The sequence below is a fragment of the Algibacillus agarilyticus genome (assembly GCF_003286125.1).
Lineage (GTDB): Bacteria > Pseudomonadota > Gammaproteobacteria > Enterobacterales > Alteromonadaceae > Algibacillus > Algibacillus agarilyticus.
The window spans coordinates 213,477-235,930 of sequence record NZ_QMED01000003.1; the positions used below are offsets into that span (position 1 = coordinate 213,477).

The 22,454-nt window shown below is 39.2% G+C and carries 13 protein-coding genes and 1 pseudogene; 3 read left to right on the forward strand and 11 right to left on the reverse strand.

The features are described 5' to 3' along the window. The first annotated feature begins 50 nt into the window (after nt 1–50). On the forward strand, nt 51–1,358 hold the full coding sequence (locus tag DPX34_RS04295; protein WP_111977183.1) for a glycoside hydrolase family 117 protein: 1,308 nt from the start codon (nt 51–53) through the stop codon (nt 1,356–1,358). Nucleotides 1,359–1,465: 107 nt separating this feature from the next. On the opposite strand, the gene DPX34_RS04300 is transcribed toward DPX34_RS04295, so the two are convergent. The 3 genes from DPX34_RS04300 to DPX34_RS04310 form a co-directional block, all read right to left on the reverse strand. After that, nucleotides 1,466–2,761: a DEAD/DEAH box helicase gene (locus DPX34_RS04300; protein ID WP_111977184.1), complete on the reverse strand. Its 1,296-nt coding sequence runs from the start codon at nt 2,759–2,761 to the stop codon at nt 1,466–1,468. Between the two features lie 275 nt (nt 2,762–3,036). Beyond that, nucleotides 3,037–3,996: a LamG domain-containing protein gene (locus DPX34_RS04305; protein ID WP_232824646.1), complete on the reverse strand. Its 960-nt coding sequence runs from the start codon at nt 3,994–3,996 to the stop codon at nt 3,037–3,039. 85 nt (nt 3,997–4,081) lie between these two features. Next, nucleotides 4,082–5,818, reverse strand: a complete 1,737-nt coding sequence (locus DPX34_RS04310) for a PKD domain-containing protein (RefSeq protein WP_198673618.1) — start codon at nt 5,816–5,818, stop codon at nt 4,082–4,084. A gap of 275 nt (nt 5,819–6,093) precedes the next feature. Between DPX34_RS04310 and DPX34_RS04315 the strand changes: the two genes are divergently transcribed. Next, nucleotides 6,094–8,814, forward strand: a complete 2,721-nt coding sequence (locus DPX34_RS04315) for a CHASE domain-containing protein (protein ID WP_232824647.1) — start codon at nt 6,094–6,096, stop codon at nt 8,812–8,814. Between the two features lie 5 nt (nt 8,815–8,819). Here DPX34_RS04315 and DPX34_RS04320 read toward each other — a convergent pair whose 3' ends face one another. The 3 genes from DPX34_RS04320 to DPX34_RS04330 form a co-directional block, all read right to left on the reverse strand. Beyond that, complete coding sequence (locus DPX34_RS04320; protein WP_111977187.1) at nt 8,820–9,434, reverse strand: PepSY domain-containing protein; 615 nt, start codon at nt 9,432–9,434, stop codon at nt 8,820–8,822. Nucleotides 9,435–9,880: 446 nt separating this feature from the next. Then, the gene (locus DPX34_RS04325) at nt 9,881–12,523 is read right to left on the reverse strand and encodes a DUF7133 domain-containing protein (protein WP_232824648.1); all 2,643 of its coding nucleotides are present in this window, start codon (nt 12,521–12,523) and stop codon (nt 9,881–9,883) included. Between the two features lie 336 nt (nt 12,524–12,859). Next, nucleotides 12,860–14,836, reverse strand: a complete 1,977-nt coding sequence (locus tag DPX34_RS04330) for a sulfatase-like hydrolase/transferase (protein ID WP_232824649.1) — start codon at nt 14,834–14,836, stop codon at nt 12,860–12,862. Nucleotides 14,837–15,371: 535 nt separating this feature from the next. Here DPX34_RS04330 and DPX34_RS04335 point away from each other — a divergent pair. Beyond that, nucleotides 15,372–15,596: pseudogene (locus DPX34_RS04335) on the forward strand (integrase core domain-containing protein); the annotation flags it as partial. On the opposite strand, the gene DPX34_RS04340 reads toward DPX34_RS04335, so the two are convergent. Genes DPX34_RS04340 through DPX34_RS04360 form a run of 5 tightly spaced genes read right to left on the reverse strand, consistent with a single transcriptional unit; the run spans nt 15,577 to nt 22,415 of the window. Beyond that, a complete protein-coding gene (locus DPX34_RS04340; RefSeq protein ID WP_111977189.1) occupies nt 15,577–15,822 on the reverse strand; it encodes a hypothetical protein in 246 nt (81 codons plus the stop codon). The pseudogene DPX34_RS04335 and the gene DPX34_RS04340 overlap by 20 nt on opposite strands. 34 nt (nt 15,823–15,856) lie before the next feature. Next, nucleotides 15,857–18,904, reverse strand: a complete 3,048-nt coding sequence (locus DPX34_RS04345) for a DEAD/DEAH box helicase (RefSeq protein ID WP_111977190.1) — start codon at nt 18,902–18,904, stop codon at nt 15,857–15,859. A gap of 26 nt (nt 18,905–18,930) precedes the next feature. After that, nucleotides 18,931–19,596: a DUF6602 domain-containing protein gene (locus DPX34_RS04350; protein WP_111977191.1), complete on the reverse strand. Its 666-nt coding sequence runs from the start codon at nt 19,594–19,596 to the stop codon at nt 18,931–18,933. After that, a complete protein-coding gene (locus DPX34_RS04355; RefSeq protein ID WP_198673619.1) occupies nt 19,597–20,769 on the reverse strand; it encodes a restriction endonuclease subunit S in 1,173 nt (390 codons plus the stop codon). Then, a complete protein-coding gene (locus DPX34_RS04360; protein WP_111977192.1) occupies nt 20,766–22,415 on the reverse strand; it encodes a type I restriction-modification system subunit M in 1,650 nt (549 codons plus the stop codon). The genes DPX34_RS04355 and DPX34_RS04360 overlap by 4 nt, the downstream gene beginning before the upstream one ends. Nucleotides 22,416–22,454 lie beyond the last annotated feature (39 nt).

Consider the following 22,454-nt stretch of genomic DNA (forward strand, 5'->3'; position numbering starts at 1 on the left):
GAAACAAATGATAGACTCACAGGTAATTTAAACAAATTATATACAAACAAATGAAAATACAAAATTTAATTGCCCCTATTTTGCCTTTAGTTTTGCTTGGTATTATTGCCGGCTGCCAACATGGCCAAATTAACATTTCAGATCAACAAGCCCCTGTTAGTCGAGAAAAAGCGCATAAATCGAATAACGATTTGGATGTACCTCAATACTCCCAAGCTGATTTTGACTACTTAGCCATCAAAGACCCATCAAAATTAAGTGCAGCCTCAAAAAGAGCGCTTGAGCGTAACTATCACAAAAACGCAGACTGGTTTGGTTGGTTTTCTAAACAAAGCCTATCAGGTGATTTTAACTATGAACCAGGCGTTACTCGACGTGACCCCTCTAAAGTCTTATTTATTGATGGCCTTTATTATACTTGGTATTCAAAAGCGGTTGGCCCCAGTTTTGGTTTTGGTACTGGCGACCCCGATAAAAAGGTGTTTCCGTGGGATAAAACTGAAATTTGGTATGCAACATCACCCGATGGCAACAATTGGAAAGAACAAGGTATGGCTGTAGGTCGAGGTGAAACTGGTGCATATGACGATCGCTCTGTTTTTACGCCCGAAGTACTGGCCTACAACAATAAGTATTACTTGGTTTATCAAACTATCAAAGCGCCCTATCTAAACCGGACCAAAAACCATGTGGGCATGGCTGTGGCAGATTCACCAGATGGCCCATGGAAAAAACTAGCTAAACCTATTTTGTCACCGGCTAATAATGGTGTTTGGCTTGGCGAAGAAGACAATCGATTTTTGGTTAAACAACAAGGCGATTTTGATAGCCACAAAGTGCACGATCCAACGCTACTGCACTATAACAACAAATTTTACCTTTATTACAAAGGCGAGCGATTTGGTGAAAAAACAACCGCGGGCGGTAGAGAAATCCGTTGGGGAGTCGCGATTGCCGATCAACCTGAAGGCCCTTACATAAAATCGGAATACAACCCTATAACGCAAAGTGGACATGAACTCGCTATTTGGCATTATCAAGACGGCATTGCCATGATTTCGTGTAAAGACGGTCCTGAACAAGGCACAATGCAATTTGCGAAAGATGGGATTAATTTTGAAATTATGTCATACATTACCAATGTACCAGATGCGATTGCCACCGTGACCTCTTTAGATGGTGATCAATATCCGGGGGCTGCACTCACATGGGGCTTATCACATGAGTATGTGATCCCAAAAGGCAAACAGTGGTACGAAGGGTATAACTATATTACCAAGTTTACGTTCAGACCTAATCGTGAACAAAAACGATACGAATCTGTCATGAGTAATAAAGAAAAAACCACAAAAGATTAAGATTAAATTTAAGTCATTTTAGTGGTTCACCTTCACTTATCGTTAGCTGGCTCACGCTGGCTAAAATGATAAGTGAGGGTTTTAACTGGTTGATTCAATAAACAGGGCTAGCGTTTCTTTTTAATCGCTTTGTTATATTTTGCCGTACTGTTTTGTGGTTTCTTTTTTCCCTTCGTTTTTTTCTCAACAGCTCGATTTTTTAATTTATTGGCTTCATAGCGATTTTTAGCCACTTTATTCACAATTTCAGCTTTTTTGTGATCACTGTTTGATTCACGTATTTCGTAACCCGGTAATACAATGCGTTCAAATTTGCGCTCAATTAACGCTTCAATATTGCTTAAAAATTTTTCATCTTTAGGGCTAACAAGTGAAATCGCCGTGCCATTTTTACCCGCTCGACCGGTGCGCCCTACCCGATGCACATAATCTTCGGCTAAAAAGGGTAAGTGAAAATTAACAACATAAGGTAAATCAGGAATATCAATACCCCGTGCGGCAACATCGGTGGCCACCATTACACGGACTTTGCCTTCTACAAAATCACTTAATGCTTTGTTTCTAGCCCCTTGGCTTTTATCACCATGGCAAATTGCCGCTTTAATTCCATCTAGTTTTAACTCTTTAGCGAGTATATTGGCGCTTTCTTTAGTACCCGCAAAAACTAAGACTTGCTGCCAATTATTAACCCCAATAATCTCTGACAATAATTCACGCTTTCGATCTTCAGAAACCAAATAAACCGATTGCTTCACTTTGCCCGATGTGGTGTTTTGCTTCGCCACATCAGCACTAATCGGATTTTTAAGTATTTGGTTAGCCAACGTTTTCACATTATTTGAAAACGTTGCTGAAAACATCATGGTTTGTAACGTCGGGTTGAGCATAGGCAACAAGCGTTCAATATCGGATAAAAAACCCATATCTAACATACGGTCAGCTTCATCTAATACCAGATATTTAACCGTTTTAAGCTGTACATTGCGCAAATTGGTGTGTTCGAGTAAACGGCCAGGCGTCGCAACAAGTATATCCACACCACGCTGTAGCATTTTAGTTTGAGATGGCATTGCACCGCCACCAAAAACGACCCCACAAGTTAACGGTAAAAACTGAATGTAGCTTTCTATATTTGCTTTGACTTGTTGCGCTAATTCACGAGTAGGCGTTAAGATCAATGCTTTAACGGTATTTTCAGCGCCGCGGTTTTGATTGATTAAATCAATTAAAGGCAAGGAATACGCGGCTGTTTTACCGGTACCGGTTTGCGCACTTGCTAATAGATCATGCCCTTTTCTGATCAAAGGAATTGCTTTTTGCTGTATAGGCGTTAAATTTTGATACCCACACGCTTTAACTGCTTGCAGTAGCTCAGCAGATAGTCCAATCGAATCAACACTCATTAGAATAAATCTCAAGATAAATATCGCGCGATTATACTTAAAATGAACAATGAATAGTTAACTTTTTTAGATTCTTATTGGAGTCAGTTAGCAAGATGCTTATTTTAAACGCAATGCATTAAATGATCTCATAGCGAATATGAATGAAGGGCTGTTATTTCGGAAGCAAGTTTAAGAATTAACCTAATGCATTAAAAAATGAGCCTTTAAATCATAATTCACCAAGAACACGTGTTAGCTACGTATCCTTGATGAAACACAGGTATTAAAAACACCTATTTGGTTTTTAATTGCCAGGTTCTTACCCAATCCACTCGCATGGTGTTTCTGGCATCATCAAGCAAATCCGTTTTATTAGGCAAGCCGCCTACCCAAGATGAATCTTGCGTCCATAAATCCCAAATTAAATGCTGCGCTAATGTAAAGGGGTTTGTGGTTGTCACTTTGCCCGCTGGTTCACCATTTAAATAAAATTGCACAGTATGCTCATCTTGCCACCATGCGCCAACAACGTGGTAAGCCTCATTCCACGTAACCCCTTTTAGGGTATTCTTTTCAGATAAGTGTCGGTTATCAAAATTACCTTTAGCACGTTCAGTTACACCGTCTTTAACCACAAAGTATTGTGAGCTCATTTGCCAAGGATAATCTGGGTTTGCATAATCAGTAGAAGGGTTCGAGTTGTTTTCAATGATGTCGATTTCATCTCGATCATTGATATCACCGTTGTTTAACCAAAAAGTGTTATAAGCTGAAATATGCGCTGTTTTAATACGGCTTTCGGTATACATCGGAAACTTAATTTTAGCTTTAGACCGCACACGAGACGTTTCAAACCATTGCTTTTCACTTTTGGCGTTTAACGTGGCTTTAATCCATAAGTTACCGTCATCAACACCTGAATTCTTATTTAGCATGTTAACGGGCGTATTACCGTAATTCCAATTGGTTTTAACCCATTTAGCACTATTCCAATCATCAAATTCATCGGATAATGCATCCACTTTTTCCCAATAAGCCCCCGCTGGCGTTGTATCATTAAATGACACAAAACTAGGCAAATTAGGATCAGCTTGATTAACATTAATCATTGTCCGATCTATTTGTAACGGTGCCGTTGCATTCGCATTATTTGGCTTACTGTTTTGCGGATCGTTTGAATTAGCGTTAGGCTGGCAACCTAACACGCTAATAAGAAATAAGGGAATCGATATTATTTTACATTGAGGCTTCATATTTAATACTTATACATTATTATTGTTAACAATATATTATCATCAATGAACACTCTAACCAATGACGTTTTTTGCAAAACGTTATTTATGGGTTAACTATGATCTCACGTTCAAAATAATCTTCATCGCCAACGGTATCTTTTACGCTCAATTTAACGCGATAGACACCCGATTGGCTGTATTGATGTGTTGGATTAGTGTGAGTTGAACTTTGCCCATCACCAAAATCCCAAAGCCAATCAACCACTTCATCGGTTGCGCGGCTGTCATCACTAAACACGACGGTTAAATCGATATCTGAGCTTTGCGCTAAAAAGTGACTTAACACGCCTTGATCAAACAACTTAATTTTGACCGCTTTAAAGGCGTTAATGACATCTGTTTTACTACCGCCAACCGCTTCAGCCTGCAATTCAATACATTTTGCGGCTTGAATAAGCGTGGTGTCAGCTTCCCAACACTGCTCGGCAGCTAAAATATAAGCTTGATATGCCGTTTCGATACCCCACTGTTGAGTGAGTAAATAAAAGGGATAAGTGATCATGCCGATCCGTTGATAATAATTAGTACCCGCATCGGCATAATCTAACCAACTTGCGATCGCGCCTGTTTCGGTTGTAATACTATCGAGCTGCCTTATTTGGCCATGTGATTCACCGCCATGCTCCCAATCTAGATGCCCAGTAAACTCATACTTAGCCATCACCCCTGAAATATCGCTAAAAGCTTCATGTAAGGTTTGTGCATCTAGGCTTAATGGGTTGACATGTGGGTTTAAATTTGAAATACGCGATAACACACCATGCCCAACTTCATGTGCAACAGAATCAAGGGAAAGCATCGAATATTGAAAAGGATACGCATCACTGAAGTTAGCATAAGCACCATCCCAATATGCATAATCTCGCCATTGTGATCCATAATGAACACGTAAATTAATTTTAGTCTTTAAAGGCGGCTCGCCAAGGTATTTGACAAACATATCATAGACTTGCGTGCCATAAAACATCGCATCATTGAGTGTTGAATAAGTCCAAATACCGACTTCATCACTAATCTCTTGAAAAGTGTTAACTGGCGTTGCAGAACAAGTGAATGTATACGGTAAATATAAATCGTCATTAATGATATTGGGCGAATTGTTATTCGTTCGTGTGTGCCAATCATCATCTCGATTGTTTGCCATATCAATAACACGCACTAAACCATTATCGAATGAACAAAGACCGGTATTACTGCGATTAATAAAAATAGACGGTCTATCAACACCGTAATACCACGACTCAAGCTCATTTCCACCAGGGCCTGACATCGCGACATTTCCGACAAAATCATCGATTCGAATAGGTATTCCATCTGTAGCACGTCCTTTATCATTCGCTAAATAGACTTTTAGCCCATGGGCTACAGAAGGGATAACCACCTCAGCAATCTCGACAGAGTGCACATACATATCTTCAATTAATTGCACCGGTATTTTTTGCCATGCTTCAGCCAATACATCACCTTGCTCATCAGTCCAATATAACCAAATAGCAGTCGCTTGATTTTGATCTAATACTGCTGGCGAACGTTTGAATAACATAGTGCCACTAAGCATCGCTTGTTCAGCATGTTGATCTCGAAAATTGAGTTGCGTTAACGTATTTATGGGAACGTAATTGACTGTTGTATCATCTTGTTTTGGCGGTATATTTAGATCAGTCTCGCCTCCGCTTCCACAAGCCGTTAACACACTCGCTAATACCGCGATGCGGATAATTAAAGATACAAAGACCGAGTAAAATGAGGGCCTTAGATCTAAATTCAAGAGGTAAAACATGAGCAAATCCTTATGTAATGAAAAATAAGCCTGCATCGGCCTACTGAAAGAAGCGAGCCAATGAATAACCGCTACGATTAAATTAACAAATTTGGATTCTGTGGGTTGTAATGATTTGTAATTTTTCGTTATTTTGTCTACTCACCTCTACGTTTAATGACCATTACTCTTAAATTGGCCATATTTTTAATCAAGGCGTCATGGTAACCACTTAAAATTAACCTATACTAAACAACAAATTATCAAGTTGACTCAACAGAATGGAATCTCCTCTTGTGACATCATTAAACACCAAAATGAATTGGGTTATTTATTGTGTTTTAGCCATTGGTTACTTTGTTAGTGGTGAATTATTATCTGAATTGTCTGGGCAAACTCAAGTCGTACCCATTTGGTTACCTGCAGGGTTTGCATTAGTCGGCTGCTACATTTGGACTTGGCGCTTTTTACCTGCCATATTTTTAAGCTCAATTTTATTTAATTATTTTTCTCAACCTTCAACGTCGATAAACATATTAACAACGGATTTGACCTTACAATTAGGTATGATTGGGTTAGGAGCAAGCTTACAAGCCCTAATTGGCGGTATTATTTTACGTCGATATTTAGGTAATATTTTAAAATTAAACTCAGATTCACAAGCTGGTATTTTTGTTTTAGTTGTGGCCATATTTGTTAGCCTTATATCAGCTAATATTGGTGTTTACGCGTTAAGTTTATTTAACCCTAATTACAGCATTGAAAACCATTGGAATAACGTTTTAACGTGGTGGATTGGCGATTCGCTTGGCATATTAATTGCGACCCCTTTTTTACTTTGCTTAATCAAAATGGAACAAATAGAGAAACACACACGGATCGTTATCATTGCAAGTTGTTTAACATTATTTTTGACTGTTGTTTTTATTACCCAATTTTTTTCACAAAGTAATTATCAGAGCGCTAAAAATTTAGCCTCTAGAGAATTGAAGGTTATTGAGAACAGTTTATATCGAGAAATCACTAACAATTTATCGCACATCAATGCCTTAGCTAGCTTTATTCAGGCAACACCTAATTTAGATAAAAAAATATTTTCTGATTACACTCAACAAATATTAGATCAAAATTCGACCATTAAAGCATTTTCATGGAATCCAATCATTAAGCAAAGCCAGGTTCATGATTTTGAAGAAGATTTATCCGCTATATACCAAACACCTTTAAAAATAAAAGGCACACCTTTAAAAGAGAATGACCCGCTAATTGTTGTAAAATATATATACCCTATCGTCGGTAATGAAAATGCGATTGGCCTTAATGTTTATTCAAGGCAAGATCGTAAAAACATTTTAATAAAAGCAGCTGAGCAAGCTAAATCACTCGCCACGCCCATTATTCAGTTAGTACAGTCAGAACAACCAGAAGCCGGTTATTTATTGTTTTCTCCTGTCTATGCTTTGAACGATCTGCAATCAGTTAATGTGTTTATCGATCGTCACTTAATTGGATATTCAGTCGGTGTATTTTTGGCAAAACAACTCATTGAAGAGACGCTCACCGCAGAGCAACTACTGATATTTGATTATGAAATAGCTGAAGCCAATAGCAAAAATGTTTTTTCAAGTAATACAGGGCAAAGCGAACTATCAATTCATAAAGACCCTTTAACCTCGTTGCAAGTGTACAATTTATCTGGTCAACAATGGTTTATGTATTTAAGAGTTAAAAATGAGTTTTTACATCGTCATCAAACCGAATCATCACAGATCTTAATTATTGCGCAATTAGTTATTGTCGCCTTTATTATGCTGCTGATACTCATTATGAACAGCCGCCAATACTTGTTAAAACAAAAGGTTGAAGAACGCACGGCGGCTTTAAGTAAAGCCACTGAACAATCTAATATGGCCAATAAAGCTAAAAGTCGATTCTTAGCTAACATGAGTCATGAAATAAGAACACCACTCAATGCCGTGATCGGGTTTTCGCAATTAGCTAAACAAACAGATGAAATAAATAAAGTTGCTGATTATATTCATAAAATAGAACAATCTTCGGCCACTTTACTCGGTATTGTTAACGATATTTTAGATATCTCTAAAATTGAAGCCGAGAAATTAGTTTTAGAACAAATTAACTTTGACTTACATGCCTTACTAAAACGAATACACGTGATGTTTGAAAATAGCGCCGAAGCAAAAAAAATAAACTGGTCAATGGTTGATAATACTCCCAAAGATGTTTGGTTTTATGGTGATCCCGTTCGAATTGAACAAATATTAATTAATTTGTGCGGTAATGCGATCAAGTTTACTCGTGAAGGACAAGTTCAACTAACAGCCGATTACACAGCAATTAATCACCAGCAAGCAATCGTAAAATTTGTGATTAAAGATAGCGGGATTGGCATTGCTGAAGACGTGATTAATTCTTTATTTAGTTCTTTTACACAAGCCGATTCTTCTACTTCGCGTAAATTTGGTGGCACGGGGTTAGGATTAGCTATTTCAAAAGAACTGAGTGTATTAATGAAGGGCGACATTGAAATAACCAGTATTTTAGGCCAAGGTTCAGAGTTTACCGTGCACTTGCAGCTTGATATTACCAAGGAAGCCCCTGAAGAAAAGCCCTCAATTAATGCCAGTTCTTTAGAAGAAATGAAGGTACTGGTGGCCGAAGACAACGAAATAAATCAAATTGTTATTCAAGAAATGTTAAAAAATCTGGGGGTAAAAGCAGTCGTAGTTGAAAACGGTAAATTAGCCTTAGCAGCCGTGCAAGCGCAAACATTTGATTTAGTGTTGATGGATTATCAAATGCCAGTAATGGATGGTTATGAAGCCACGGCATTAATAAGAAAAATACCCGGTTTAAATAACTTACCTATCATTGCATTAACAGCCGATGTTATGCCAGAAGATAAAGCACGTGCATTGAGTGCCGGTTGTAATACGCATTTAGCGAAGCCATTAGATATGACTAAATTAGCTAATTGCTTACGCGAATTTTATTAACCCTTCTAAGCGTTATTACACTTTTTACCTAAGTAAAGCTTAATACCCAAAAACGTGAGTAGCATTAACAATAATAGCCCTGTGATCCCCATTATTTGGTTCAGGGTTTTATTTGGAGTCCATTGTAAATAGTGGATCTTATAAAATAAATTAATGCGCTTAGTGTCGTCTCCTTGTTGCCTTAATTTTAAATTTGACCAATCCAAAGTTACATTAATGTTGTTATCCGTCACCGCTTCTAACGAAGCCAAATTAATTTGTGTGATATTGCCATATCGCGTTTTATTCTGAGCTAGCGCATCTATTAATAACGCTTTAAATTGCACTTTGTTAGGTGCGGGCATTTTGTCAAATGTTGTAGGATCTAAATGAATGGATTCACCTTCGACATTCACAATTAAGTGATAACCTAAGATTGTTTTAATTAATTTAGCCGCTTGCCACTGCTCAGATGCAGGTAATAAAAAAGCGTCGGTTAGTGGATAGGTTTTAACACTCACTTGCTCATAAGCGCCCTGATAACCAGGTTTTAAGAAAAAAATAATCCCAGTAATTATCCAACCTAACATGGGCAACACTAAAATTAACCCAACAATTTTATGCAATTTTCTGCCGTTCACTTTTTAAACCCTAAATTCGGATAATAAGGGTATGGTATCCTACATATAAGAAAAATTAAAAAAATATGCGGGCAATGATTTCGTCGTGCCTTAAATATAGTCTTCTCGCTCAGGTTTTATGGTTCATTGTCAGCGCTTACTCTCGACTTTGGCTCCTGCGTCGTTCTAACACCTAAATCCATTTAGGCGGCCCCAATCACATAATAGAGCATATGCTCATGGCGTCTCGAAGCTTGCCTGCATGGATGCAGGTAAGGGGCGAGAGCAGGACGCGGTAGCTTTGACGGCTTTGCTTACATGGATGTAAGTACTTCGGTTTCGTCTGGAACGAGAAACCTGCCCCTAAAACCCGATCGCTTTGACTATAGAGCTCAGGTTAGTTAACCTGAGCTCTGATAAAAATGTAGCTAAAATACCCCGAGAAAAGTGGTCATCTATAGCTCAGGTTAATCAGCTGGGCTACCGAAAATATCAATTTCAGTTACCGCCCAAGCCACTTTTGAACTACCATTTTTCAACACAAACCTAATATATTTGGCTTTTTCACCTAATGTTTGGCTAACACGTTTACCGCTATTTTCAATATTGGTATCCACTGTATGCCAGTTTTTACCATCTAGCGAAAACTGTAAATCGAAAGCCCGAGCACAATGCCATCCCCATTTATTACAATCCATATCAACCAAACTTACTTGATAGATTTGTGGCAGCTCAACTTGCAGCCACATGCCAATTTCTTGAAGATCAACGCTGCTCCATTTAGCCCAATCCGTTTTACCATCGATCAGTACATCAAATTTGTCGTTACCGTGACTGGCACTGAATTTCCATTGCTTTTTATTGGTTAGCTTTTCACCGTAAGCCGCTTTCAGTTCAGGCATAGTCCAAGGCGAAGAACGGGTATTTAACAAGCGAAGTTTGGCAATTTGCTCTGGTTTTACCATAGGCGCTTTATTGCCAAAATCATTACGAATGTAAGTCAATACATCAGCAAGGTACTCGTCATCATTTGAAGCAACAGACGCCATTAATCCACCCAAGTAGGATTGACCGTTAATCGGGCCCGTTAATCCGTGCAAGACTATACTGCCTAGTGTTGCGACATCCCCATTAACGCGTGGGTTTTTAACAAACGATGGTGCTAATAAACCGTTACCGGCTGGAGCACCTTGACCGTCAGCACCATGACAGGTTGAACACAAAGATTTAAAATGTTGTTTACCGCGTGTCATTGATTCAGCTAGCGCTTTATTACCCTTAGCAAGCGCGGCTTGCGCTTCACGCTCTTTCACTTGGTACTTAATCTCTTTATCAATCGCTATCAAGCCTTTCTTAGTGGGGTATTTTTCCAATATCGCCTGCGTAATTTTAGCGCTAACCGCTTTAGGTAACTTGACATAGGTAGCCGATAAATAGAGTTGTTGCGCTAGCTCAATATCTGCGCTTTCTAACAATGACAGCCAAACCTTAACAATACTGTTATCTTTTTTAGTGACTAACTGCTCTGAAATGCGTACAGCCGCCACACGAACGTTACTGTCTTGATCGTTAAATTTGGCACGTAATAGCTTAATATCAATAATGCCAAGGCCTTCTAATGTCCATAGTGCATGTAAACGGGCAAGCGGGTTTTGATGACTCATCGCCATTTTTTTCAAGGCTGGTATGACTGATTTATCTTGGCTTAACACAATCAATTTTTGCGCATTAATACGCCACCATTGGTTAGCATGCGATAAATAATTAACCCACTGGGCAGGGGTTTCATTGTATAGATTTGGCTTGTCACCTAAATCTATACCAGGTTTAGTAATACGATAAATACGGCCACCGCCAATAATTTTATCTAAACCAAATTGCTTGATGATGGTTCGTAAAAACGAGCCTTCTTTTGTCCAATTGCCTTCTTGAATAATACCCCGGTACATATCAACCAAATATAGCGTGCCGTCTGGTCCGGTTTCGCTCCATACTGGACGAAAAGCCGTATCAGTTGACGCAATAAATTCTTTTTGTTGTTCTTGATAAGGATGGCTAATAATCGAATAGCCATCTTCGCGAGTTATCTCTGCGCTGCGCACTAAATTACCAACCGGTTCAGGCGCAATGTAATTCCCATATAGTTCGGGTAATTTGTCACCTAAATAAACACTCTGGCCTGCAATACCCGTAAATACGGTAAGTGTGTTGTCGGCACGCAAACGGGGTTTACCCCCTTGCACATCAGGTATTTGCTCAATGGGGAACACTTCATTAAAACCATTAGCCGTTTCACCTTCAATCGGGAACATGCCATATACACTGGGGTACTGAAAACTAAATACGGGGTCTTCCGCCCCCGCGGCTGAGTAATAGAATCGTCCTGCTTCATCTTGCCCAAGGCCCCACTGTCCACCGCCAAAATTGATACTCTGACGGATCACTTTGCCATTTTTAAATCGATAACGGGCATTGGTGTAAGTTACATATAACCAGTTGTCGAGTCCCCAGATGAGACCGCTAGGTTGATGCTCTAAATTACCGCCACGTTTACCGCCTTTAAATACGGTAGTGCGCTTATCTGATACGCCATCGCCATCAGTATCTTCCAGTAGCAATAAATCAAAAGTGTTGGTTTCTCGCGCGAGAATTTTGCCATCTTCTAATGGCAATATCATGCGAGGTAATAATAAATTATCGGCAAAGATGGTGTACTTATCCATTACCCCATCATTATTAGTATCTTCAAGGCGTTTAATACGGCTAACCGGCTTCATCTGCCCTTTGCCATCTACGTTCTGCATGTAGGTCAGCATTTCAGCAACATACATACGGCCATTGCCGTCAAAAGTTGCCACAACAGGTTCTTCAACCATAGGCTCGTGTGCCACTAGCTCCATTGTGTAGCCGTCTTGTAATACCATTGTGGCAAGCGAATCTTGTGGCGACAAACCTTTAATATGATTGGGGTTTTGTTCATGCTTGTGATCATCTTTATGGTAAGCAGCACTGTGCCCATTGGTTACCTTATTATCTTGGGTCGACGTTTGGGTTTTATCGCTGTTACTTAACGGGCTGACTTGCTGATGCGGGGTGCTGCTTTCTTGCATTTGGCATCCCAATTGCAAGCTCGCAGCCAAAAATAGTAAAGACTTAATCGCTGTTTTGGTCATTTGAAGGCTCAACAAAATTAATAATTAGTATCATTAGCTATACAAAGCGGAGTGTAACTAAGCGCCTTTTTTATAGCTGCTTTATTTATAGAAGAGTTGGTTATTAACAACCATTGTAAACATTAAACATAAACCAAACTATAGTTTTATCAATAAACACACAAATTTATTTACAATAATGAGTAAAAACTAACAAATAAAAAGCATTTACTCACAATCAAAAATCCTGCCTCACTAAATAAAATAATAAATTAAAACGTTCAATTCAGATCGCTAAATACCCGCTAAGCATGTAGGCATTGGCAATAAATCGAGTTCTGTTAATTTACGGTCATGGGCTCCTGCTGCAAAATCACTCATATGAAAAACGTTTTGTTTTTTCCAATTGACTTCTAAGCGGTTGTCACCCAAAAAGATATTTTGTGTTTTAGTACGAAGCGCCTTCACAATATCTTGATAGGCCGGATCATAAGCTACATTGTTGCGTTCGTTTGGGTCGCATGTCATATCATACAAGGCCATTTCAACTTGCTTAGGTGACGCATTAACGGCCCACATAATGTTTTCACCGGCTTTATGGGTTTCGCCTGGCTTGCCGTGTTTTGGTCGAATTTTTATTGAAAAGCCAAAACGCTTTGAGCGCAAATAAACACGGTCGCCAATAATTTGATTCATTTCACCTAGCACGTAATCACGCTTTAATTCAGGTTGGCGAATAATATTAGCCAAATTAAAGCCATCTAAATGCTGATTAGCCTTGTTAATATCAACACCCGCCGCGGCATAAAGAGTTGGCGCTATATCAACGTATTCAACATAGTCGGTATGTACCGTGTTTTTAGGGAAGTATTCACCCGACGAATCCACAACGATCATGGCACCATGACCCGATTTATTCCATGGCGCAAACTTAGCCTGAATACCTTGCTCACCTAAGTGCCAACCATGATCACCCACGGTAGCCACAATAAGGTAAGGCCGATTAGTTTTCTTGCTGTACGCTTTAAAATCTTTAATCGCTTTACCAATTAAAGAATCACCGTAAGCGGTAAACGCATAGTAGTCTTGTATAGTACGCAATTTTTCGGCTTCAGTAAGGCCATCGGCTTTCGTGTTGTGATAAAGGTTTTTAAGTTGCTGAGGTAATTTAGTCACTTCATCTTGACTAAACGCCGGCAGTTTGTATGGTATTTTTTCAAATCGGTCTTGAAATGACTTCGGTGGTAACACGGGTGTATGGGGAAAATGAAAACTCAAGCTCACCATCACAGGTTTATCATCTACCGGGCCTTGAATTTTCTTACCCAACATTGAGGTATAGCTTTTGTTAGCGTTGCCCAAATAATTTTGGAAGGCTTGTAAAATTTTACCGTCGGTTGTTTGATCTTCAGGCATTGGGCTTTCTCCACCTAAAATCAATACAGGTAAAGAACGCGTATAAGACCGGATAATATCTAACTTTTTGTCAGCTGGATTAACCTCGCTTACAAACTGCCCCCCACGAGAATAAACAAAAGCATCTTTACTGCCATCTGGGTAATGGAAAAACTCAGTCACTTTGACTTGTTCACCCGTTTGCCAATTCATTTCTGTCTTTTTAGTCCAATCGCCTAGACCTGCACGTTCTAACGCATATCGTTCAACTTCATAGTCATAGGTGAGTGGAACCCCCGCTATATTTAAACCATTTTTCAAGCGTAACCCTAATTTACCCGCCAACATTGTTTGATAACCTTGTTCACGTAATATTTCAGGTATGGTGGGTTTTGCATGTTCGCTTTGACGATGCGAATATTCAAAACCATAACGGCCGCTATGATGCGGATACTGGCCTGTTGCCATTGAATAGCGTGACGGAGAGCAACCAGGTGATTGATTGTAAGCTAACGGGAACAATACACCTTCTTCAGCTAGTGCATCTAAATTAGGCGACTCTACATAGCCAAGCTCGCTTTCTTTAGTGCCGCGTAATGCCATATTAACCGCCCCGATAGAATCAGCTCGTTGATCATCAGTTAATATCCACAGAATATGCGGCTTCATTTTATTAGCTTGCGCCGGTAATGGTTTAACCACATTTTTTGCTAGCCGTTCAGGACTAACCACATCGTTACCTTTATTTATAAGCGCTTTGGTATTCATAACCGCTTTGGGTTGGCTGGCATCACCGCCATCTGGTAATAACGAGCAAGCTGTTAACGTGATAACGCTCGCCAACGCCCCAATCACTAATAACGGTTTTGTTTTCATGACATTAATCATCTTTATACTTCGCTGATATTGTTATTTACATTTTAATTGGTAAAAATCTTGCAACCTTGCAACAAAGAAAGGTGGACTTTATTGACAAACTCGCATTATTTTTCGATAAACTCAATAAATCGGCATTAATGACTTAAATGACTTAACGCAAATTTCAACTTTCGTTACACATATAGTCAAAGCGATCGGGTTTTAGGGGAAGCCGTCAAGCTTCGAGACCCCATGAGCATATGCTCTACTATGTGATTGGGGCGAGTAAGCGCTGACAATGAACCATAAAACCTGAGCGAGAAGACTATATATAAAAAGCCCGCTTACCTTTTAATATAATGTCAGCAAACAACAATACGACACATTTAAATTATTTATTTTATATTTAAATACCAATAAAAACTAAAGTAACAATAACCTCCACTCTATACCCGTATAAATGGAGGGCGTTAACAGCCAATTTCAATCAACAGCACAACTGTATTTAAGACAAGTGAAATTTAAGATAAGTAGAATTTTAGATAAGCAGAATAGCATGGGCGATGTGGGGGCATGCTGGGATAATGCAGTTGTAGAGAGGTTCTTTGGTAGCTTAAAACATGATTGGCTATTTAAAATACCCCAACCAACCCGTTTGCATATGAGAGAAGATGTAGCAAAGTACATGAAATATTATAATGTTGAGCGATTGCATTCAGCTAATGATGATCAGTCGCCAATTGAATATGAACATTCCTTTAGAAAAGTGTCCGGTTAGACTTGACCAGAACATTTTTAGTCGTTGCAAAAATAATAACCTTTTCATGCTTATTTTTAATATCCTCCAATACTTCTAATAGCATTAATAGTTTTTCAGATTCTTGTAGTTTAAGTTTAGCATTATTAGGCGGGGCTTTATAAATCTCATCAAGTCTTGGATGTAAACTAATAGATCTTAAGTTTTGTAATACGGCCAACGCATGTCCTGTTCCATCTTCGACCACCTCTCATCATCTATTCCTTAGCTCTCGCCTACATTTATGGTGAAACAAAAACTTTCAACTCAATATCATTATCGTGCGCCGTAGCTAGCCAACCATTTAATAATTGAAAAGCCTGTAAAGTTTCGCCATTTGCCTCTGAACCTAACTTTAATTGCAGCTCAAAATGTTCGGCAGAAAAGCTATTAGCAGCAACAATCCAAATTTCTTTTTTTACAGCCGTAGAACGTCTTCTTGTTGCAACTGTAGCCCATAGCTCATTTAATTTTTCTAATCTTACCTGCTCGTTTTGAGCCGTAAAAGCAACACCTTGGAAAATTCTAATTCTTTCAGCGATATTTGGTGCTGCTTCTGGAGAAGGCCAAGCCGTATAAAGCCTATTCCAATTTGAAGGTTTCAGTTCAGCATCGCCACTGATTAGCATTTCGATATTTTTTATGGCTTGAGACCCTACTTCAGCAAGTGCTCCTGCCGATGAACGCGGGTTGATTGCACTACCACATTTAACATGAACGAATGCTAATTTGTTTTTTGACGATACTATAAAGTCAGCAGGTTCTGTTCCCATATCAGTATTAATTAGCAAGTCTGCATCCGGTATGTAGGGAGCAAATGGACCTAGTTCGTTTTTTGTTGGGTTGGCTAAACCATTAGCTTTTAATTGATCCACTAAGTAGAAAATCGAATCACGGCTAAAGCCTCCATCAACAACCTGATGAGCACCATTCTGATATCCTTTCTCATCTAAGTTTGCGCCAACAAGAGACTCTAGCCCGATAACAACATTGGCAAGGTTAGAAGCACCTAATTCAAAGCTATCAGCCAGAGGAAGCGTTAATTGATAGAATTTATCATTTGCATAACTAATCCCATTCGCTAAAAGCGCTTTATGTAAGTGCTCGTTGAGAAAGTCAGTTATGTCTTGCTGTTCCTCACCTGCAAGTGAATGTAGTATTTCCGCTTCTGGTGTAATTTCTAAAAAAGGTTCTTCTTGATTAAAGTTGACTAAGATTTTACTTTCCTCAACACCATCAACAAGCAAAGCACCGTTATTGTAAATTAAATACAAAAACGAATTATCGAGTGTATATTGTTCCCCTGCTATAAAAATACTAATCGGAGACTCAAACTCTGTTAGATCAAAAATCAAACTGTGAGCCTCAAAATTTTCATCAACCATTATTGGCTTTGCATATGAATGTACTAGGGCGTTCTGTATATTAATATTTGCAGATATGACACTATCAATATCTGTAAGCCAATCATTAAGATCATCCAAAGTAAACGATGACTCTTTTTGATCTGAGATTCGCCCAGAGTCTGCACCTACATAATAACTACCATTCTTTTTATTGTATTGGTCATAGGTATCACAACGCATTGTAGCTAATCGATATGACGCATTGGCTTGCATGTCAGCCATTTGCTCTAAATCTTTCCCTTTTACCGCGATGCTTTCAGGACGTTTTCTAGCAGAGCTAATCGATTTACTACTCGCTTCTTTCGTTGAGGCTGATTCACCTAATGACATTACCTTAAGCAGTTTATCTAGAGATACCGCAGAGCCGAGTTTTAAATCTTTCTCACCATTAAATCTGCGACCTCGGCTATCATAAATTGCAACAACGTTGTTCGAGAGCTGTTTGTATAATGTTATTTCAAGTGAAGGTTCAAAGAAAAATTGGTCTGTTAAAAACCGAGACTTATTGAATGCGATTGATATAACACCATGAATACCAGATTCTGTAGAAAATGTTCTCGCAAGTTCACCCGCATTATTAGATCGCCAATATAGATGATCAGATAAAAGCTGAACGTTGAATCCCTGCGTCTGATTCAAAAAACAAATTGATGCTGTTGGGATATTTAGAGAACTTTCCGGCTCAAAGGTATTGAGGTCAAACTTACTTACAAAGCGGTTTCCGTAATAACTCACATCAGGAAATGCCTCTAGGTAACGCTCAATCAACTTATTACTGTCTAATGATGCTATGAATTTTTTAACTGACTCGGCGGTGTTAAGTGAACGATCAAATTTTCTGTAGTTTTGCCACATTTGGCTATTTGCATCGCTTTCAATCTCCAAAACTTTAGGTTCAATATCACCGTACAAACGAACTACTCTTCCGATGGTTTGAACTAGTTCGCGACCACTATTAACTGCATAGGCCAAAACCAATAACTTCGCTTCAGGAATATCGACCCCTTCATCCAGTTTCCGCTGGTGAATAATGACTTGAGAATCAGAACCTTTAAGGTTCGCTGGCACGGAAACTTTTACATTATCTCGTTCATCTTTAGTAAATTGTTCATGTATTGCTAATACCGAAAAGTCATCGTTTAACAAATCGTAATAGCGATTAATATCTTCGAACTTTTCACATTTAATAATGCACTTTGTGCCATCATTAGCTTCTAAGAAGTCTGTAATTTTCCCGCTTAATTCAGCTAAAGTAATTGACTCAAAAGTTGGTTCTTTTAAAACATCATCTGCAAGTGCTCTTTCAAAGGTATAAATATAACTGGCATCTTCGGTAACATCGAATTGATACAAATCATTCCTGTAAGGAGTAGCTGTTATAACGACTTTATGAGTATCAATACCACGAACCAAGGTGCTCCATACAGGAGAAGGTTCGGCGTGTCCCTCATCAATAATAATAAGATCAATATCTTGCTTTAACCGCTCAAGCTGAGCACTATTGAAAGTTTGTAGTTTCTGGAAGGTGGAAACATACACACCGTTTTTAGAAGTATCGTTTACGTCACTATAAACAGCCTTGCGCTTGATAACCTCACCTTCAACACGATCACTAAAGAACTTTCCATTTATTTCTCTAAAAAGTTGATCACACACAGCACGTCGATGACATAAAACCAGCACCCGCTTTTGGGTTGCTTTGTGAGTGACAATACTAATTACACCCGATTTACCTGCGCCTGTTGGCAAGCTAATAAGGCAAGAGTTAGCGTTTTCATTTAAAGGCTTTTTTAAGTAACTTAACGCCGTTTGAATACTTTCTTGCTGGCAGTGTCTTAGACTTTGCCACAAATCTTCATTAACAGTGAAACCACTTACATTCATTTAAACGTCCTTGCTATTATTAATATTTATGGTTCTTCTTTAGCGTTTTGGTCGGCTCGTTTTACTTCAAGTAATAAATATTCGCTAAACGGACCTGAAGGAGTAAAACTGTAAAATTTAGAAGACTGATCTCGTTGCAAATAAAACGACTTCTCTTCGCCTCGATCAAACTCCTCATCTAGTGAAATAATAAAATCTATAGCTTCGTATTCTGGTTCAGTACTTGGTTCATAAGTCTCAAGCTCTTTGTCATACGAATAACCAGCTCTCTTCAAAACAGTTTTCTTCGTACCATTTAACTTGTAGCAAAGAAAGCCAGTAACTAAGTTAGGGTTAGCGTCTTTCAGCTTTTGAGCAACTTTATCAAATTTGGTAATTTCAGTTAACTTAGCGTTAGTTTTTATTTCAATGATTGCAGCAGCATCTTTTACATCTAACAAAGACTGTCCTCCAAGCGCTGTATTTACAGCTCCCTCTTTGCGAATAAGAATATCTTGCTGACCATAATATTTATTGTCAGAAACGATTTCTCCCGTCTGGACCCTTTCTTTAAGCCAATCTAAACGTTCACTAATAATTGTCTTTATAAATTCTTCACGAACAGCTCCCAGCACTCCTTTGTGATTATGCCTATCAGCAGCTTTAGATTGAACAACAAGCAATTCATCTAAGTAGTTGTATAGGTGCTGCATTTACAATTCCCCCGCGAAAGCTTTTTGGCTTAGCGAGTTAAAGTTGTCGTTAAGTAACTCATTGCTTTTATCAAAGGTTTTCAATTTATGCTTAGTGGCTTTTACAATATTTTGAAACTCATTTTGAAGTTCGATGGGCGGTAGCAAAATTTTAATATTCTGTAACTCTTGCGCATTTATATTTGCCATACCTACAATGCTTTTACACATTCCGACCAATGTTTTTTTACCATGAGCTGAATTTAAATAACCTGAGAGGTAATAGTTATTTCCAAGTTCATTAGTTCTTACTCGGATTAAATATCCTGCTATAGCCATTGGATTATCTTCTTCAAATACGGCTGTTTTACCTACCAACTCTTTACTGTTTGTACGGTTAAACAGTAAGTCACCTTTTTGTGTTAAATATTTAGGTTTATCTTTTTCATTCAAATCAATATATTTTAGGTTCGTAAAATCCCAACCACCTTCGTATGTGATATTTCCCATACGTAACATTGGATATTCACCCTCTGTTTCTGACGCTTTACCTGATGACCCGTAATTTGCAGTTTCAACAAAGTCACGAATAGTACCTATTGGAAAACCCTTCGGGTTGGTGACTGGATCACCGAACATGTCTAGGAATACGCCGCGTAGGAAGTCGTCGGCGAGGTTGATGGCTTGTTGGCGTTTGCGGCGGATGGCGTCGGCTTTGTCTAGTATCGCGGCGATGCGTTTTTGTTCATCCAGTGGTGGTAGTGGGATTTCTAAGCTTTTTAAAAAATCTAATGTGATCCCTTTTACTGTTGCTCCTTTACCTTCTGAATCTATATACTGAGCTTTAGATTCTAAAAATCGAATTAAGAAATCACGATCAACTTTCTCTTCATCATTAATAAATAGTGCCTTAAGGTCTTGATTAATAGCCATATCAACGGTATTGATTGCAAACTTACCTAAAGCCATTCTTGTCGCAGTCAGTATAGTTCCCGCAGGTATTATATTCGTAGCCGAATTACTTACACCCAACTCAGTAATTGCATCTTGGGTTTTAGATATTTCATTTTCTTTCAGGTCTTTTACAGAAGCCCATGGGATGCTCCCATTCCAATAATCCTCTATTTTTTTACTTGGTGTCCCGCCACCTTTTATCGTGACCAGTTCACCAAGCTTTACCATCGGCCAACTCACAGCATCGCCTCCAGATCTTTTAAATCTTTTAGAATATCATTCTCTAAATCCACTAACTTAGCCAAGATCTCTTTTGGTGGATCGTAGCTTTCTTCTTCGTATACCACTTCTTTGTAGCGGTTGATGGAAAGGTCGTATTTGTTTGTGATGATTTCGTCTTTGCTTACCCAAAAGGCCGCTCCTGTGCGTCCTGCACCCGCGGCATTAGTGCTTCCCTGCACGTCAGCCTTTCTGAGTTTGTCTTGCTCTATCGCTTCATTCTTATCGCGGGCTTTAAACTGGGCAACTAAATCAGGTAAGTCGTTGTCTTTTATTGGGGTGCGTTTGTCGTCAAGTGAGAAACCATCGGCTTGTACGTCGTAAAACCAAACATGGTCGGTTCCTTGTGAACCAGCGCCGCCTTTGGTGAAAATTAAAATGGCGGTTGATACCCCCGCATAGGGTTTAAAGACACCACTAGGTAGTGAAATCACCGCTTCAAGCTGGTTGTTTTCTACCAATAATTGGCGTAATTGTTGATGGGCTTTTGATGAGCCAAATAATACGCCGTCTGGCACTATGGTGGCAGACTGGCCGCCAATTTTTAACATGCGCTCAATTAAAGCGACAAACAGTAATTCGGTTTTTTTGGTTTTTACTTTGCGCAATAACTCTGGGCATACGTCTTCTTCGTCTAAACTGCCTTTAAATGGCGGGTTAGCTAAAATAATGTCAAAACCTTCTTTGGCCTCATTCGGAAAATTCTCGCTAAAGCGTTGGCTTAAGGTGTCTTGGTAATGAATGTCGGGCTGTTTAATGCCGTGCATCACCAAGTTCATGGCCGCTACCCGTAACATGGTGGCGTCAAAGTCAAAGCCGTGGAACATGTTGGTGTCTATATGTTCGCGAGCTTCTGGGGTAATTAAATCGCCAGAATAAAGGATGTTTTCAACGGGTTTGCCGTTAACATCAAGTACTGGCTTGCCTTGATCGCTACCCTCTTCTACCAATACAGGTTCGCGCTCTATGCCTTCTTCTGAGGTGTATTTTTCTAATAAGTATTCGTATGAGTTAGTTAAAAAGCCACCGGTGCCGGTAGACGGATCACAAATACGGCTGTTTACGCTTGGGTCCATCATTTCTACCATGGCACGAATAATATGGCGCGGCGTTCTAAACTGGCCGTTAATGCCGGCGGTGGTGAGTTTGCTTAATAGGTATTCGTATAAGTCGCCTTTGGTGTCTGAATTTTCTAGCGGTAAGTCGTTAACCATTTCAACGGCTTTTACCAGTAACGATTGTTTTTGGATCATCAATTGCGCGTCTTTCATAAACTCGTTGAAAATTGCGCCTTCGGTTGTTTCGTTATCACTCGGTTTAGAGAAGTACGGAAATAACTCGTTGCGTACTACTTTAAATAACGCTTCTGCGCCTAAATGACGTAAATTTTGCCAGCGTAAGTGTTGCTCGTTGTCGTTAAAACGGCGGGTAAATGGCTTTTTGGTACGGGCGCTGCGTTTTTCATCGGCTTGCTCGTTCATGTCGAGCATACGGGCGTACATTAAAAAGGTAATTTGCTCAATCACGGTGAGCGGGTTGGTAATACCGCCCGTCCAGAATTCTTCCCATAGTTTGTCGATTTTGCTTTTTAGTGGACCTGTGATCATGTTTGTTTTTTTCCAGTGTGAATGTTTGGGCATATCCAA

What these genes read in the sequence shown, in the direction of transcription:
- DPX34_RS04310 (WP_198673618.1), bottom strand. Translation starts at nt 5,818, where the DNA reads ATGTTTTACCTCTTGAATTTAGATCTAAGGCCCTCATTTTACTCGGTC.
- DPX34_RS04345 (WP_111977190.1), bottom strand. Translation starts at nt 18,904, where the DNA reads ATGAATGTAAGTGGTTTCACTGTTAATGAAGATTTGTGGCAAAGTCTA.
- DPX34_RS04305 (WP_232824646.1), bottom strand. Translation starts at nt 3,996, where the DNA reads ATGAAGCCTCAATGTAAAATAATATCGATTCCCTTATTTCTTATTAGC.
- DPX34_RS04330 (WP_232824649.1), bottom strand. Translation starts at nt 14,836, where the DNA reads ATGAAAACAAAACCGTTATTAGTGATTGGGGCGTTGGCGAGCGTTATC.
- DPX34_RS04300 (WP_111977184.1), bottom strand. Translation starts at nt 2,761, where the DNA reads ATGAGTGTTGATTCGATTGGACTATCTGCTGAGCTACTGCAAGCAGTT.
- DPX34_RS04350 (WP_111977191.1), bottom strand. Translation starts at nt 19,596, where the DNA reads ATGCAGCACCTATACAACTACTTAGATGAATTGCTTGTTGTTCAATCT.
- DPX34_RS04295 (WP_111977183.1), top strand. Translation starts at nt 51, where the DNA reads ATGAAAATACAAAATTTAATTGCCCCTATTTTGCCTTTAGTTTTGCTT.
- DPX34_RS04325 (WP_232824648.1), bottom strand. Translation starts at nt 12,523, where the DNA reads ATGCAAGAAAGCAGCACCCCGCATCAGCAAGTCAGCCCGTTAAGTAAC.
- DPX34_RS04360 (WP_111977192.1), bottom strand. Translation starts at nt 22,415, where the DNA reads ATGATCACAGGTCCACTAAAAAGCAAAATCGACAAACTATGGGAAGAA.